Origin of the sequence: Bacteroides sp. 1001302B_160321_D4 (assembly GCF_015667765.1) — a bacterium.
Classification (GTDB): domain Bacteria; phylum Bacteroidota; class Bacteroidia; order Bacteroidales; family Bacteroidaceae; genus Bacteroides; species Bacteroides xylanisolvens.
Genome location: NZ_JADPLO010000004.1, coordinates 148660 through 165860 on the forward strand (window position 1 = coordinate 148660; position 17201 = coordinate 165860).

The following is a 17201-nucleotide window of genomic DNA, read 5'->3' on the forward strand; positions in this document are numbered from 1 at the left end:
ACCATTGAGACGAACCGTTTTTATCCGGATATAATGAGGAATGCTCCCCTGCCCCGGGAACGTGCAATTGCTATGCGAGAGATTGCTAGTCATGGAATCCCCACCTATGTAACCTGTGAGCCCCTGATGCAATTTGACCTGGCAGAACTGGTGGAACTGGTCGGTATATGTTCGCCACAGCAGGTGAATATCGGTCGTAACTCACGATATGATATTATCCTTCCCGAACCGACTGCGAATGAAGTGAAGATGTTGAAAGCGGAACTGGAACAGCTGAAGAACAACGGCTACGTTCCCTCCGGAGATAAGAAGGCCGATACGGGCTGGCTTGCATTCTATATCCATCCGAGCACGCTCTCTGACAACGGGGACGAGACGATGAAGTATTATTCCGATACGGGGGCGTACCTGCTCTCACTGGAGGAGTTCCTTTACAGGTTGATGACCGAACCCGACTATGTGTTCAACGCCACTACGGGACTTTGCAAGGTGACGGTTTACGCCAACGAGTATTTCTATGAGCGAGATCCCATGCAGGAGAACGCCCCCCAGGACAAGGATCTGTGGAAGACCTTTGCCAATGTCGAAGACCGGACCTTCGACCTGCTGGTGAACACCTCACATGAAATCTCCCCCGACGGACAGTCACGGTATCACCAGGCCATTGTCTCGATTCGCCAGATGTCCATAAAGACGGTGTTTGTCAGCTGTCCCGACGGCATGCGCGTGTGGGGGGGGGTGGAGAACGTGAACGAGACCGAAGACCTGGACTGGTCAGTAAAAGCCCCCAGTGAGGCGGACGCCTTCTATAACAAGTACTATGCGAATGGCTGGACGAATACCTGGAAAGCGATGGCACGTTCGGGACTTGCGGGAGGGTTCAGCGGGGAAATCATGCGCGATCCGATGAATCGGGGGAAAGAGGACCAGATCTGGAAGGTCATGACAAAAGTGGACAATGCGAAACTGACGCTCAGCAAGGATCATTATAATCCTGCTCTTAGTAACTATCATGCGACATATGCCTGCTTTACCCCGTTCCTGAGAAATCGGGACAATAACCGTGACGGCCAGATGCAGGCCGGTGAGATGCAGTGGTATATCCCCTCCGTCAGCGAGATCAACATGCTGTATGTGGCGGAACGTTCATTGCCTTTGAAGAGCAGGCTTGTCGGGCATGCTCCGTCGGATAATGCTACAGCGTTATTCACCTCAAGGGCTTTCATGGGAAGTACCAACCTGACACTGAACAGCTGTAATCCTATTATACTTATTGAGGAGTCCCATAGTATGACCCCCATATATGAATTCGATTACCAAAGAACTGCGAGTCCGGGAGAAAGACCCCCCTATTCGGACGTGAGACTGGTCAGGGATCTTGGGATCCTGGAGACTTCTGAGGACCACAGTTACCATATTGATGAGATGGAAGATGAACTTGCCAAGACGCTGATCAACAACCGGACGGAGGATGAGTACCTGATTTTCAAGGCTGACAACCTGCCTGCCAGTACTACCAGAGCTTCAAGGGCCATTTATGAACTTCCGGCGCATGACGAGACCTCCCAGAATAATACGATCTATCAGAAAGGATTTGAGGTTGCAAAATATATTGCAAATAGAATAGACAAGCCGAAGGATTTGAACAATCCAAACAGGGAAAGTGAGTATTATTTCGAAACGTGGAGTACGCTGATGGACGATGTGGAAAAAGGCAACTCTCCCTGTGCCTATTATTACCAGAATCCGGATAAAAGTGACCTGGGTACATGGCGTCTGCCCAATGAGGCTGAACTGATGATAATGAGCGGAAGCCTGTTCGACTGGGATGACAGGGAGAAGAAAGATGTCTATGATTTCTTTCAGGGGGATAAGTTCTATTCCTTGAATATGACAGACGGCCAGGTCATCCATTCCCGGACTGGATTTTCCAAACGGGACATGAATGGTGCCAAGTCATTCAGTGCCGGATATCAGATGTTTTTCAACGGTTATCTGCGGTTTGTCACCACTGTCGATACCAGTTGGGGAGGCGACAGGGGCAGGCTTGTCAATGACAAAAAGGGATACGTGCGTTGCGTAAGGGACCTTGAATAAAGAAAAGCTCCTCTTACCCTTTGAACTTATGCCGAAGAAAAAGATGGATACCTCTTTTCTTCGGCATTCTTTTTTAGAAGAGTGTTCCCTGAATATATAAAATAGAAATGACTTTAAATGTCCAGCCTATTGATGATATCACTTTACGAGGCATACAATCTTTTATAAGTTTTATAGTTTGCATTATATTTATTAATAACTTCTAATCAGTAGTTCATTTACCGTCTCCCTCTTTTCGGCTATGGAACATACCGAGCGGAAGATGCTCAGTCGTTGGATATGGAAGCCGGCGTACAGGTTGTCGAAGAAGGTTTCCCAGGATTCTTCTGACGGGGGTCGGAGTTGGAGAGCATTCATTTGCTTCCCTTCTCTCCCAAGTCCTTGCAGAATCCGGCCAGCTCTATCTGGCAGTCGTCATCGAAGTCGTCCGGCATGTAGGAGGTACAGGCACCGGCCTCGTTGACGGGTTTGTAGGGCGGGTCGAAGTAGAAGAACGATTTCTCTCCCGCGTATTTTTCCGTCTGGCGGTAGTCCCCGTCCAGGATGATGACGCCCTGCAGCAGCTTGTGGTTGAAGCGGATCAGTTCCTCCTCCAGTATCCTGGCGCGGCTGCCCGTACCGAAGGTTACCGAGAGCCTGCCCTTGCGGTTGACCGAATAGATGCCGTTATAGCAGGTGCGCATGAAGAAAATGAAAAGGGCGGCACGGGTGATGTCATCCGGGTGCTCCTCGTTGAATACCCTTCGCTTTTTCATGAAATAGTCCCTTCTTTCCGTACGTTCCTCCAGGGCGTGGTATTCGCCCTGGATGCCGGCAAGCAGTCCGACCAGTTCTTCCGGCGTGTCGCGTATGATGCGGTAGACATTCACCAGGCTCTCGTTCGAGTCATTGATCACGCAACGGATATGCGGATAGGTCTGTCTCAGTCAGAAGAACGGGGCGCCGCCCCCGAAAAAGGGTTTCACATAGGTTTCCATTTCCCTGATATTCTCCGGCAGTGACTGGATCAGTACCGGAAGCAGTCTTCTCTTGCCTCCCACCCAGGGAGCTGGGTTTTGCCCTAGGCAGAAGACAAAGCTCGGACGCATACTCAATGGAACGGCAAGCAAGGTATGGTTCATTCCTATCTATCTAGGACTAGTCTGTTGGTTCTAACGACACCATGGCATGGAGTCCCGCTGGATCGACATTAGGACAACGTGACAAACACCTTGGCAGTCAAACTTGTCCTGCTGGGCTTCGCCCTCCATTCTGGTTTTGGCTGTCACAGTCGGCAGTGCCGACTTACCAATTACTACCGGCAAATTCACCTCTTTTTCCTGAAGGGTGAAGCAGGAAGCGAACTGACAATTTCACACAGCAACAGAAACAGCATGACGTGACACGATAGAAAGAAAATTTCCTTTGGAAACTATTCCTGAAATCATACGTCAGCTATACCCGAACACAGGAGCCCCCAAAATTCCAACTGCTAATGACGAGGCTGCTTGAAAAATACGGGGCTACGGAAAACATCTCCCGGTCGTTTCGCAACCAGTTCCGTGCCCCGACGCTGCCATTAATAAAATAGACCAACTTTGACCATATATTTTTCCTGTTGCAATATAAATCCTTATAGAAATCATTCGCCATACAATAAGTCTCTGTAATTTTAACCTCTGAGAACATAGTGGTAATCATTTTAATCTTATAATTGGACACTATGAATTTAATACTTTTATCAGAATTTCCCTCCTAACAGTCAAAAGAATAATTGGGATTTTAAACGAAAAATAACTTATATAAATATATCATTTTTTTATGATAAATTCATCCAGCATTTTTCCGTTTCGATCTATTACCTCTATCTTCATCTGTGTGGTCGTGGCATAAATACGTAGCAAAGATGTGTTAGCATTAACTACTACGGGGAAAGACGTTTTGTCAGTGGCATCATGACGTACAAAACGATGTAAGTGTCCACAAAGCATTAAATCCGGATAAGCCTGGCGTAATAAAGGCATAAACTTCTGTTCTACTTCTATATTTCCATGCCAATCCTCATCGGGACCAGCTTCAGTAACTGCGGGAGGAATGTGAGCTACAATTATTTTAAAAGGCGCTTCTTTATATTCGGCACTTTCCAAAATACCGGCCAACCATTCGGACTGTTCGGTACGGTAGAAGTCATATTGGGTAATACCGGCATATTCAATATCAGAATCAGGCTTATCTTCTCCCGTGTCCAGAACAACACAATAGACAGGACCTTGTCGAAAGGCATAATAAAGATGCTCCTGACAGGGAGAAAAATAACGTTGGATTTCGGTTGCAAATACTCCCCGTGTTTCGTGGTTGCCACGGGCGTAGTACATCGGGATCTCAGAAGCGAAAAGTCGTACAGCCGTATCCATAAACCCCTTGAAAAGCTGCTCCTCACTATTCATGAAAGAGAGCATATCACCATTAAAAAGAACAAAGTCGGTTTGCGTAAGGTTACAACGGGACATTAAGTCCTCCAGCAGTTTATTGTCCCCATGTATATCGTTGACCATTACAAAAGAGGTGGCAGGCGCTTGCGGATTGCAGGTATGAAAAGTTAGCGGTTTACGATAATAGACATCAGTGGAAGCATAATCTCCATAAATGATTTTATACCCGGTATGTTTCAACACTTCCTGAGCAAAAACACGGTAACGATATTGTTTTCCCGGTGTAAGTCCCTTGATTTTAACGGCATGGATGGTTGATGTATTCTTTATGCCATTAGACGTGTCAAAATAACGCGGATGCTCTTTGGCGTAAAAACTGCCGTTGCCATCTGATGCCAGTTCCACCCATCCTATAGAGGGCTTATCCGTTATCCATACAATGGTAGCTTCGTTAGATCCCACGTTTTGCAAGTAAGGTCCATGCGTGATTGTTATTTTGGAGATTTCATCTTGCGAATACAGGAATGTAGCTATTCCCCATAATAACATTTCTAAGAATATGATTTTTCTTATCATAATGCCTAATCTAATAAATTGTTAAACTTTCGTATGTGGAAATCTGGCAGACAGAGAGGTATCCTTACTTTACCTTCGGTATCTGGTTCAGCCGTCCTCCCTCATTATATCGTTGATTATTCGGTAACCCCTTCTTATTCACTCCCTTTTGCATGAGTGATTTTAATTCTTCCAAATGATAACGGTATATGTCACGGGGAGTGGCTTGATATTTTTTGCATAGTGAGGCTGCCATGCCTACAACTTCCCCCATCATACCTGTAGTTCGCATGACTCGTACGGTTCCCAAGGCAACATGTGTGACACTGATATTGCGTCCTGCCATGAACAGATTGTCTATATTACGGGAATAAAGACATCGGTAGGGAACAGGATAGGGATAAATTACTACATGGTCTGTCGTCGCTTTGAATTCACGTCCCGGGAAGTGCCGGGTATTCTCGGGGTCGGGCCGGTGCAGATCAATACTCCAGGTAGTAGTGAAAGATGCGTCCTCGTGGGCCACATGCTTTGTTAAATCATCCTCTTTCAGGACATAGTCGCCCAATAGCCTCCGGGATTCCCGCTTTCCGGCAATGTAGGCTACCCATTCCAATGAACGTTTTTTATAATCTTTTCTTCGTTCCGATTGATTTTTCAGGTAGCTCCAATTAGAATATATAACTAACATTCCATAGTCACGTATTTGTTCAGAATCATTAATTTGATTTTTATTCATTCCGGTTTCCCAGGTCCATTCACCATAAGTGACAGGTTCACAGGTCTCCTCATTGAATTCGATGCCGTACCGGAATTCCGGAAAATAGGATGTTTTTGTGCCTTCCACAGAATACCATTGAACAGAAGTGCCCATTACTAAGCTATCAGCTATTTCGGGAGCTATAGTCTCACCGTATTCAGAACGGCTTTCACGGCCCATACGATAGTCCGCCCCGGCCAGATAACCGATAGTGCCATCACCAGTACAGTCAGCAAATAAACGACCATAAAATTCGATCTCTTCACCGGATTCAATATGACAAGCGGTTATCGAGATGATCCGGTCCTCTTCCTTCTTCACCGAAAACGCCCGATAATTAAGAAACAGGGAAACATTAGTTTCAGCTTGTAGCCATTCCATTTTTTTATGATCTTCATAATTGCCTGCCGGTTGTGCATTACCCTCCTTGACGGGACCGAACTCTTTTTGCAGCCCCCCCAGTTCAGGATATTTTCCGATCTCAATAGCTCCTCCCAAATGAACACGAATCTCGGAACTATTGTTTCCACCGACTACGGGGCGATCATTGATAAGTGCGACTTTACAGCCCAGGCGGGCGGCAGATACTGCTGTACTCATACCTGCAATACCTGCACCTATAACTACTAAATCATATGATTCTGTTTTTTGGGGGGCTAATAATCCAAGTTTGGCACGACGAAAGTTATCTAAAGCCGCCATATCCGATGGCGGAATATCATCTTTCCGTGTCGTAAAATAAATAGCATCACACCGCCCGTCAAAACCTTTCAAGTCATGCAAAACAATGTGAATATTCTTTTCTGTTGCCTGATATTGCCCGGCATACTGCCATATCCACTGATTGCCTATAATACCCAACCGGTAAGAGATTTTCTTTCCGTTTACTGACAAACCGAACAATCCGGGCCCTTCGCCCTCCTGCCATGGAGACGTCCAGTTGTAGGTGCGTACAAAAATATAATATGTGCCATTTTCTGGAAGTTGTACATTGGTACTCGCATTTTCAACAGGACTACCTAGACCGTGTGCCAGTAAATAAGGTGATCCCATCAAGTCCATAAATTGTTGGTCCACTACCCAGCCTCCTTTTTCCGTGAAACTTTCTGCCTCTACCAATAAAGTAGCAGCATGAAGACTCGCTCCGTGAAATACCATCCAGATGAGAGAAATATATATAAATTTTTTTATCATAACAATTTTCATTATTCTTATACTTGTTTATTCATAGTAGCGAAGGATAATCTCCTTGATAGTCAGCCGGGCCATCAGTGGAGTTGTCAATTCCATTTTGAGGGCTTTAATCATGGCTGGTGTACTGAAAGATGCTGACAATTCTCCATTTTTGTTATCTGCAGCTACTTTCTTAAATATTGTACCGTCCTCGCTGACAGATAATTGTACATGTTCCGGATGTTCCTTTGAAACATCAAACACAATTCTGATTTCCTGTACTGCTTGTCTTTTTTCCAAAGTAAGAGTAAAATAATCTCCTTTTTTTAAGGAATAGGGGGTTGCAAAGAAAGTCTGTATATCACCGTCAAACGCATATTCAGGCATATAATACTTGATTCCCTTCATATTGGTATCGATACGGGCAGGACATACAAGACGGGGCCTTTGTTCGCTTTGCGGAACAAAACCTGTGTTATCCCAATCCTCGTCTTTGAAGTAACAGATATTCAGTTTTTCCATAATAGCACCGAACTTGCTGATACGTTGTCGGAACCCTTCCCATTCTTTCTTTTCTTTCGTGTTCCAGAGGGTTTCGGCCAAGGCACAAGTTCTGGGATATAACATCCTTTCCACCTCATCCGAGGTTGTAATGAATTCAGTCCACAAATTAGCCTGTCCTCCCTTGACGAGATGTGCTTGAGTATTCGTACATTCTTTGCCAACTGGTTCCCATTCATACAATCTGCGTGTGGAATTCCGTGAATACCCGAAATCAAAGTAACAGGGATCCTTAGGAGACATAATGACTGACAACCCTCTTTTCAAAGCTTTCTGTTGCTGTTCTCTTCCATCACGTTGCCAGATCATGATCACGTCACTGATGTCAGCGGCATTACGGTCATTTATTTCATCCCAACCTATCATCCTTTTTCCCTTGGAACGTACAATTTCACTAACTCGTTTCGTAAAATAGTCCTGTAACTCGTGCCATGAAGTCATATTCTCTTGTTTGTAAATCTTTTGGCATTTCGGACATTGTTCCCATAGATGTGTCGACACTTCATCTCCTCCCAGATGTATGAATGATGAAGGGAAGAGATCAGTGAGTTCTGCTACCAGTTTTTCCACAAACCTATAGGTTTCAGGATTTCCTATACACAGCATATTCTCATCCGCTCTCTTCCGTTTTTGTCCGTCCAGTTCCTCTGGATAGGCTTCAAATTTTCCGCCTTTACATGACAGTTGGGGAAGGGCTGCAAGCAAGGCCAGACAGTGTCCCGGAAGGTCAATCTCCGGAATGATCTCTATGCCGTACATGGCGGCATAGTTGATCAATTCCTGCAACTCACTTTTACGATAATAATGTCCCGAGAGATCCTCGAATGTTCGGTAGTACGTACCTTTGAACGCTAAATCCGGATATTGGTCCAGATACAGACGCCAGCCTTGATTGTCTGTCAAGTGCAGATGTAAAGTGTTAAGTTTAAAAAAGGCCAATTGTTTGGTATACTTTTTAAGTTGTTCGATAGTCCAGAAATGGCGGCTACAATCTATCATGACTCCCCTGTAACTAAAACGGGGTTTGTCGTGGATTATGAGCCGGGGTAACTCTTTTCCCTCACTTCCCAGAATCAATTGTAAAAGAGTGGAGAAAGCACGAATCATACCTGTCTGGTCGCCTGCTTCTATGATGATCCCCTGCTTTGTAATTTCCAGCATGTACATTTCCGGCTCCTGCATTTTCACCTTTTTTACATGAATGGAAGGATTTGAGGCAGTCACCATGACAGACAAATTTGCCAGTTCTTTCAGATCGCTGACAAAGAGGTTTCCTGTATTTTTCCATTCGTCCGGGAAATGGATGCTTTCCAGACGTTCGATGGATAGCGTACCTTTTTTCCGGACCATGCTTTCAACTTGCGGGATCAGACAAATATTATCTTGAGAATAAATACTGTCTGGTAATATGAGAAGAAATAGAAAAAGGTGAAAAATATAGCTCTTTCCAATCATAAAGTTAGAAAAATAAAAGGGTGAATAATTAAGGAGTTACCTTTTCCCGGACTATCAACAACTTTCCTGCATTTAATAGCCGGGATTTTGTTTTAAGTTCTCGTTGATCTGAAGTTCCGTGGTAGGGATAGGCCACAAATATTGGCGATCGTTCCAACTACGTACAGCAAGTGCCTGACATTTACCCGCTTCTTCCAATTTGGAGAAATCTGCACAACCATCCTCGTCCATTTCCGGTGTGAAAGCCCAAAACCAATCTCCCTGACTGGTTACCCGTTCGATACATAGTGAGGCCGGATAAAGGATACCATATGTCTTGCGATTCATAACCTTTTCGGCCAGTTTCCAACGGATGATATCCGTATATCGCATGTGTTCCTTTGCCATTTCCATACGACGTTCTACACGTAGCTGGTGGCGAAGTGTGGACTGGTCGTTAGAAGTGAAAGCCGGATAACTTGCCTTATCGGACTTGTCCACACCATAAGCACGCGCCCGAACCTCATTCAGTGCATCCAATACGGAGTTATCTATCTCATTTAATTCGATTTTCGCCTCGGCATATGTCAACAATATTTCGGCATAACGACAATAGATAATATCCTGGTCTACCTTGAAACCATTCTGAAGCCATGTTTCGTCTATCCCTTTTTTCCACACCAGACCATCGAAAGAAGCATATTGGGCATTGGCACGTGTATCATAATTTGTCACGATTTCACCCGTATTATAGTTCATACACGTCAGTGCCTCCGGGTGTGGGTTGTATTCATAACCGAGGTGGTTGGAACCAAATGGTACAATGGTTTCTGCTAAACGTGGATCACGGTTTGCAAATGGTTCATGCGGATCGAAGAGTGGTGATTCGTTAATAAGCAGACCGTCGGTACAGGTGAATGCAGCTAGTAACTCCCATGACGGACAGGTCTGCGTCCATCCTCCTACGTTACGGGGTAGATCATTGTATACCTGGTTAACTCCTCCGTTTCCTGTTCCCAGATAAATGTCATATGTAGCATCACGTGGAATTTTGAAAATAAATTCATTCGAGGTTTTTGTAGTAGACAAAAAAAGATTGCCAAAATCGGGATGCAATTCATAAATATTCAAGTCCATAACCGCCTTGGCTGCATCGGCCGCTGTTTCCCAATCTTCCATAATCAAGGCAACCCGGGCTTTTAGTGCCAGTGCAGCACCTTGGGTGGCTCGCTGTTGGTCAGTATAGGAAGTTGGAAGCACACTAATTGCATCATCAAAATCTTTATAGATTTGTGCCAATACGATGGATTTATCTGTACGTCCCATTGTCAACCCCTCTTCTGTACTTACATCGGTTAATACCAATGGTAAGTCACCGAACTTTACAATCAGTTTGGCATAAGCGGCAGCTCTATGGAATTTGGCTTCGGCAATCAGGCGGTTAATAGTAGCGGCAGATGCGCCATTTTCGATAGCACGATGCGATTTCTCAATAACTGCATTGGCACGTGAAATAGCTTTGTACTGATTGCCCCATAAACTGGTAACCCAAGCATTTTGTCCATTTAGAGTTCCGTCATCAAAAGAGGTCAGGAGATCGCGTGAAGTATAGTCGTCCGACCAGTCGGTCTGTTGTTGTCCGTCTTCCGGCCAGAAGTCATATCGATATAACTCATCAACGGCCATCTGCACTTCAGTTTCCGTGGAATACCAGTTTTCAGTAGAACCGCTTGACAATGGATTTAAATTGAGATCATGGCAGGCAGAGAGTAAGAGTATTCCTGCCCCGATATATAAGAGTAACTTTTTCATGTTTTTTATGGCTAGAAATTAATAGAAACACCAAATATTAGAGAGGTGGTAATAGGATACCCTTCTGTACTTACTTCCGGATCCCATCCTTTGGGGGCATTACTGATGGTAAACAGGTCACTTCCGCTTACATAAAGACGGACTGTATTCATACACGCCTTCGTAGTCCATGCTTTGGGGAGCGTATAACCGACAGAGAGATTTTTTAAACGAATGTACCGACCGTTGTAAAGCCAATAATCAGACATACAGAAATTAGCATCCCGATTGGTGCGAGTCAGGCGCGGATATTTGGCTGTCGCATTCTGCTCATCCGTATTTTTCGGACTCCAATAATTGCCATCAAGAATAGTAGGGAAATTGAGCCAGTTGTCTCGAAGCCCTTCAATCATTGCTGCACTGATTTGAGATTTCTGACTTCCAACACCTTGTAGTGTCAATCCAAAGTCCCAGCCTTTATAGGCAGCATTGAAAGTGAGTCCAAACATATAGTGAGGCAGGGAACCGCCCAAAAGTACACGGTCATACTCCGGTGAGATAACTCCGTCGGGGACACCGTCCGGTCCGGAAATATCCTTGTACTTAATATCACCCACTTTGACGCTATTGTTCAGTTTGGGCGACTTGTCCACGTCTTCCTGAGTCAGGAACAAACCATCGCTTAAGTAACCATACCATTCGTTATATTCACTTCCTTCCATTTTTACCTGATTGCCTAGGAACTGTGTACCGTTCAGGTTTCCCATTTTGGAGGTAAAATCTGACAGATTAGCGGAAATGGAGTAAGTAAAATCACCGACTTTGTCCCTCCAGCCGACTTCAATATCATAGCCGGTAGTGTGCATATTTCCGGCATTGACTTCCGGGTTGTCGTAGCCGATGAAATGTGGAATTTCCAGTGCCAGCAACATGTCCTTCGTATTTTTTCTATAATAGTCAGCGGAGAAGTGCAGGCGGTTATCCAGAAAATTAGCATCCAAACCGATATCCCAGCTTTCTGTTGTTTCCCATGAAATATCTCGTACGGCATACTTTTGCTGTGCGGCTGTAGTCACGGAAGAAACAATCCCCTGTGAATTCTGAAATAGTGCAGTGCTGTAATCAATTGCAGCTTGGTAAGGGTAATAATTATAAATAAAGTTACCGTTATCGTCATAAGCCCCGATACGTTCGTTTCCCAGTTTTCCCCAAGAGCCTCTCAATTTCAGGTAAGAAAACCAATCCATATTTATATTCTTGAAAAACTTCTCTTCAGAAATTACCCAACCAAGTGACACGGAAGGAAAATTGGCCCAACGACAATTGGATGCAAAACGTGAAGAACCATCCCGGCGGAGATTTGCTTGGATAAGATAGCGGTCTGCATAGCTATAGGTCATGCGTCCGAATAATGAGCGGTAAGCATATTCTTCCGCATTGCCACCATTATCCCGATAATCCTCCGAACCGAGGTCCAGGTAAGGATAGCTTGTCAACTGGTACTGGTCTCTGGATGCATCCAGGTTTTCCCAGAAAGCATAATAATCCTCGTAACCGATCATGACAGAGAAATCATGGCGCCCCAGTGTCTTGGCATAGTTGGCAAAGAACTGTGTTGTTATATCATGGCTGTCATTACGATTTTCCGTCAAATTGGTAGTGCGATAACCTCCCATGTAACCAACAGTGGTATTCGGATCTTCTGAACGGGTGTATGGAATCTGTTTGACAAAAGTTTTCTTCTTTACATTATTGAAATTGGGCGCCACGGCTGCTGATATTTTCAGCCCATTGACAGGAGTTATGTCAATACCGAGTTTACCGCCAATATTGGTTCCCCAGTTGGTAAAAGTGCCGCCATCTGTAATTTTGGCCAGCATATTTTCTCCATCTTTCACATCACCCCATAAGCCATTGGTCCATGTAGCAGCATAAATTGGCGGAATGTTTCGTCCACCTGCCCCCATGGGGTTGGAATTAGGCGAGAGAGCTTTAGAACGGGAAAAGTTCAAATCCAGATTTGCGGAAATATATTTATTTATATTGAAATCATTATTCACGCGTACCATAAAACGGTCATATTCCTTGTTTACATAGAGGCCGTCCGTTTTGTCATAGCGGAAAGAGGCTTTTGTACGAATAATCTTACCCCCACCAACAATGCTTAGAGTATGTGTCTGCCGGGGTGCGGAGCTTTTCAACAGAATATCTCCCCAATCCGTCATAGGATATTTGTCCGGATTAGTCGCATTATTCATGCTCCAGTTGGTAATTTCATCTTCCGTATATGTTTGGTACCATCCACCGTCTGGATTATCGTTATAGCGTGTTTCATTTACCATTTCCATGTAACGCTGGGCTCCTACATAGGTCGGCAACTTAGTCGGTATTTCCCACCCGTACTCAAAGTTGTAACTCAAAGCCACATCACCGCTCTTGGCACGTTTGGTCGTGATGACAATTACACCGGCTGCGGCACGTGAACCGTAGATCGAAGCCGAAGCAGCATCCTTCAATACGGACATACTTTCTACGTCTTCAGGATTTACGGAGTTGATATCACCCGGAATTCCGTCAATAATCACCAACGGACTGGAATCACCAATAGTTGTTACACCACGTATCTGGATAGAAGCACTACTACCGGGAGCTCCATTGTCACGACTGACCATTACTCCGGAAAGCGCGCCTTGCAAAGCTGTGGAAAGTTGGGTGGTACGACGGGCAGCAAGTTCGTCTCCTTTAACAGCTGTTACCGAACCGGTGAGGTCTTTCTTCTTCATCGTACCATACCCCACTACGACTACCTCATCCAATTGCGCATTGTCTTCCTGTAGAATAATGTTAATATTCCTCTGCTCGCCGATATTGACAGTCTGCGTTTGGTAGCCAATATAGGTTATTTGCAATGTAGAATTGGCAGAGGCACTGATACTGAAACGTCCGTTCATATCCGTAATTGTGCCTGCCGATTTTCCTACGACTTGAATATTTGCTCCGATAATAGGCTCACCATTTTCATCTTTTACTATCCCCGTAACTAAAAAATCTTTTTGCTGCGCACCCTTTTCCTTATCCGTAGAGTTAATGAGCATGATGTTTTTACCTTCTATAGCATGGCGAATGCCTGTATCCTTGAATATATCATTCAAAACTTCATTAACGGCTTTATCTTTCGCATTCACTTTGACATTACGTTTGATATTGATATCTTTTACGTTGAATACAAACAGATAGTCCGTTTGTTTCTCTATTTCATTAATCACTTGTCCGATTGTTATATGGTTGGAAACAATCGTAACATGAGCTGTCTGCGCATAGCTTCCTATAGCTAGAAGATTTCCTACACATAAGAAACAGACGTAAACAATAATTTTCATAATACGGAATAACTGTTTATTTTCTATAAATAATTCCTGGTATAGAGAATTTTTCATATTTTCGCAACATATTAGTTTATTAGGTTTAACTTGATCTAGAACTATTTTGTCAGTTGGTATAAACTGATGGAAAATGTGGGATGGTGTTGCAGCACTGTCCCCTTTTCTTTTTTAAATGTTTCTTTATTGTTTCATAGGCATTAGAAATATTAAAAAGTTAATTAATGGTTATCGTATTGCTCTCGTTATCTTTAATATAGGTAAATTTATTATTGAGGGCAAGCACACGTATTACATGTTCAATCCCATCATGGGTCCGGAATTTTCCGGTATAGTGCGCATCAAGAATCTGTTGATTGTTAATGACAAAATTCACATCATAATAGAGTTTTAATTTCTCCATTATATCGCGTAGGGAGATATCGTTGAAACAAATAAGCCCTTCTTTCCAACGAAAATAGTCTGTTGTATGTATCTTTTCTTTAGTAAGTTGGTTTTTACTTAGTCTGGCCATGTCACCTGGTTTCAGTTTCATGAGAGATACTTCACTTTTCTTTTGCAGAATTTCTACAGCACCTTCCAATAAGGCTGTTTCCCATATACTATCTTTCTCATAGGCCAGCACATTGAATTCTGTCCCCAGCACCCGGATATTGCATCGGTTAGTTCCAACAATAAAAGGTTGTTTTATATTAGAACTGACTTTAAAATATCCTTCACCATCTAATTCTACATGACGTACCTTTTTAGAAAACCGTCCCGGAAAAGTCAACCGGCTACCGGAATTCAGCCATACATGCGTTCCATCAGCCAGGTATAATTCGGCATGCTGGCCTGCCGGAACAACTACCGTTTGCATATTCTCCTCCTTGTCTTGTAAAACGTGGTGAGTGTAAAAATAAGTGGTTGCCACAGTAAAAACAATGACAGCCGCTATCCGTACAATAACATCGAGAACCCTCCTCAGCGGATCTTTCTTCTCTTGTTGTATATCAACGGGACTTTTAGTCTGCCATAACGTAATGTCATACAATTTACGTTGCCGCTTATATTCTCTAAGATGCTGTTCATCTTCGCGCAGCCACTCCATTATCCTCTGTGACTCTTTTTCAGAGGCATTTCCTGCTATATATTTTTGTAATAGTTCATCCATCTTTTTATCGCTTTCATTTATATAACGATTCATCTTCGGTTTACCCTAAACGAAAAAGAATATTTTTTTCAAAAGACAAAGGAACGTGCGTAGTAATCGGTGTTACATATGGTAAAAAAAGAAATAAAATAAAGGCAGGTAATCTTTTAGAGTTTTTCTAAAAGCCTTAAGTGATTTGGATATATGATATTCCACATCTTTGATTGAAATATTTAATTCGCAGGCAATCTCCCGATTTGTTTTATTTCCAAACCGACTGAGAGTAAATATACGGGAGGTTTGTTCAGGTAATGATTGCAATGTTCTTTGCACAATATCCATAACTTCTTTCGAGTATATTTCATTTGGATTACAGTCTTCCAGCGAGGAGAGGCGAAGAGCTAACTCTTCATTTTGTTTCTCACTAATCCGTGTTATGACCTGTTGTTTCATGCTTTCATGACGTAAGTAGTCCAAGGCTTTATTTCGCAAAATACTGAGCAATATCGGTTCAATATTTTCCACCGGGTTGTCCTGTATCCATTGCCACAGTTTGATAAGTGATTCAGATGCAATATCCTCGGCTACCATCTCATTGTGTATATATGATTTTACAAATAGAAAAGACTTTTTGTAATATCGCATATAAATATTATTAAAAGAATTCTCTGGACGAGTGAGTTTTGCAGGCATTTTAATTCTTTTTAGTTCATTAAAAATTTTGAGAAACAAAAATATAAAATGATATTTGATTCGCAAATTTTCTTTTTAGCTATTTATCCCAGCCAATTGTGACATGTGGTGAAAGCAACAGAATATTAAACACATTTGTTGCTCACTGTTACTATCTCATTCAAACATATAGTATGAAGGTCTTTTCCTATCGGAAGTGAAATCTTAATGGGTGTTTTCTAAATAAAAGATACCCTACATAAATGATTACACGTTACCGGATGAATACTAAGATTTTATTTTCCTGGGTAAAGCCGAATGGTTAGGCAGGTATGGTGTGCTCTATGAAAATGCACTTTTCTATCTCACCGGTACATTTGGGTTACATGGAATAATAAAAGGAATGGTTATCAATAATTATAATGCCAACAGAGGAGACTTCGGAAAGGACAGAATGAGGTTGTACCTGAAAAAAAAGAAGAGGGCAGAAACTATAGGATTCAAAAGTTGAAAGGGGAATAAAGTATTCGATCGAGTATACTGGAAACTATTCTTTCCCTCCCCAATCACCCCAAAACCTTATCAGAGAAGAAATAATACTCACATATGAAGAGTACCTGAAACCAAAAGTATCCTACTACTTGAACTAACACAGATTAAGAAGCAAAGAAAATACAGCGGCGGAAGGTACTCTCTATTTTTTTCTTCTCAATTATAGTCGTACCCAATATCAGACAGAAGAGAATGTATGAAAAATAAGAAATCGTTTTCTCTGTTTTAATGCCATTTTACCTGTATCTTTACGCCTCGAAAGACCTTATTCTCTTATATTATGAAGAAATAATACTCATAACAAGAGCGTCATATTGAACAAAAAATGTATATTTGCAGTGTTCGACTAGAGAAATGGCCGAATATGCAGAAAGCGTTTTTTGCTTTGTCATTGAGGGAAACGAAATCGCCAAATTTCATATAGTACCACTCGAAGAATGATGAGGGATATGACGCTCTAACTGTTTTGTATATGTATCTGATACAGCTTATGTTGTATCTTGACATAGCATTATAGCGTGAGAGTATTATTTCTTCTATTCATTTTTTGAGTGTGGCGTTTGGCGATGCCTGTTTCCTTGATGAGTAGGTAAATAAAGTCCTCACGTATTCTATGTTTCTATCCAAGTCATTTTATGAGTTTAACATTTTCTTAACATCGGTAAATTTAGCATTGTAAAACA

The 17201-nt window shown here is 42.9% G+C and carries 7 protein-coding genes and 2 pseudogenes; 1 reads left to right on the forward strand and 8 read right to left on the reverse strand.

Annotation, left to right across the window (positions count from 1 at the left end; genetic code table 11):
- Window positions 1-243 precede the first annotated feature (243 nt).
- Window positions 244-2097, forward strand: a pseudogene (locus KFO40_RS02880) (DUF4906 domain-containing protein); the annotation flags it as partial.
- A 353-nt stretch (window positions 2098-2450) separates the two neighbouring features.
- On the opposite strand, the pseudogene KFO40_RS02885 reads toward KFO40_RS02880, so the two are convergent.
- The 8 genes and pseudogenes from KFO40_RS02885 to KFO40_RS02925 all read right to left on the reverse strand — a co-directional run bounded on the left by KFO40_RS02885 (window position 2451) and on the right by KFO40_RS02925 (window position 15987).
- Window positions 2451-3218 (reverse strand): annotated as a pseudogene (locus KFO40_RS02885) (DNA adenine methylase).
- 669 nt (window positions 3219-3887) lie between these two features.
- The gene (locus KFO40_RS02895; protein WP_370867670.1) at window positions 3888-5084 is read right to left on the reverse strand and encodes a metallophosphoesterase; all 1197 of its coding nucleotides are present in this window, start codon (window positions 5082-5084) and stop codon (window positions 3888-3890) included.
- Between the two features lie 64 nt (window positions 5085-5148).
- Complete coding sequence (locus KFO40_RS02900; protein ID WP_048697643.1) at window positions 5149-7017, reverse strand: FAD-dependent oxidoreductase; 1869 nt, start codon at window positions 7015-7017, stop codon at window positions 5149-5151.
- 27 nt (window positions 7018-7044) lie between these two features.
- Window positions 7045-9012, reverse strand: coding sequence for a beta-N-acetylhexosaminidase (locus KFO40_RS02905; protein WP_055229379.1), 1968 nt, complete (start codon window positions 9010-9012; stop codon window positions 7045-7047).
- A gap of 72 nt (window positions 9013-9084) precedes the next feature.
- Window positions 9085-10803, reverse strand: a complete 1719-nt coding sequence (locus KFO40_RS02910; protein WP_048697585.1) for a RagB/SusD family nutrient uptake outer membrane protein — start codon at window positions 10801-10803, stop codon at window positions 9085-9087.
- A gap of 11 nt (window positions 10804-10814) precedes the next feature.
- Window positions 10815-14219, reverse strand: coding sequence for a TonB-dependent receptor (locus KFO40_RS02915; protein ID WP_048697582.1), 3405 nt, complete (start codon window positions 14217-14219; stop codon window positions 10815-10817).
- Between the two features lie 160 nt (window positions 14220-14379).
- Window positions 14380-15348, reverse strand: coding sequence for a FecR family protein (locus tag KFO40_RS02920; protein ID WP_161800196.1), 969 nt, complete (start codon window positions 15346-15348; stop codon window positions 14380-14382).
- Window positions 15349-15417: 69 nt separating this feature from the next.
- The gene (locus KFO40_RS02925; RefSeq protein WP_048697640.1) at window positions 15418-15987 is read right to left on the reverse strand and encodes an RNA polymerase sigma-70 factor; all 570 of its coding nucleotides are present in this window, start codon (window positions 15985-15987) and stop codon (window positions 15418-15420) included.
- Window positions 15988-17201: the final 1214 nt, after the last annotated feature.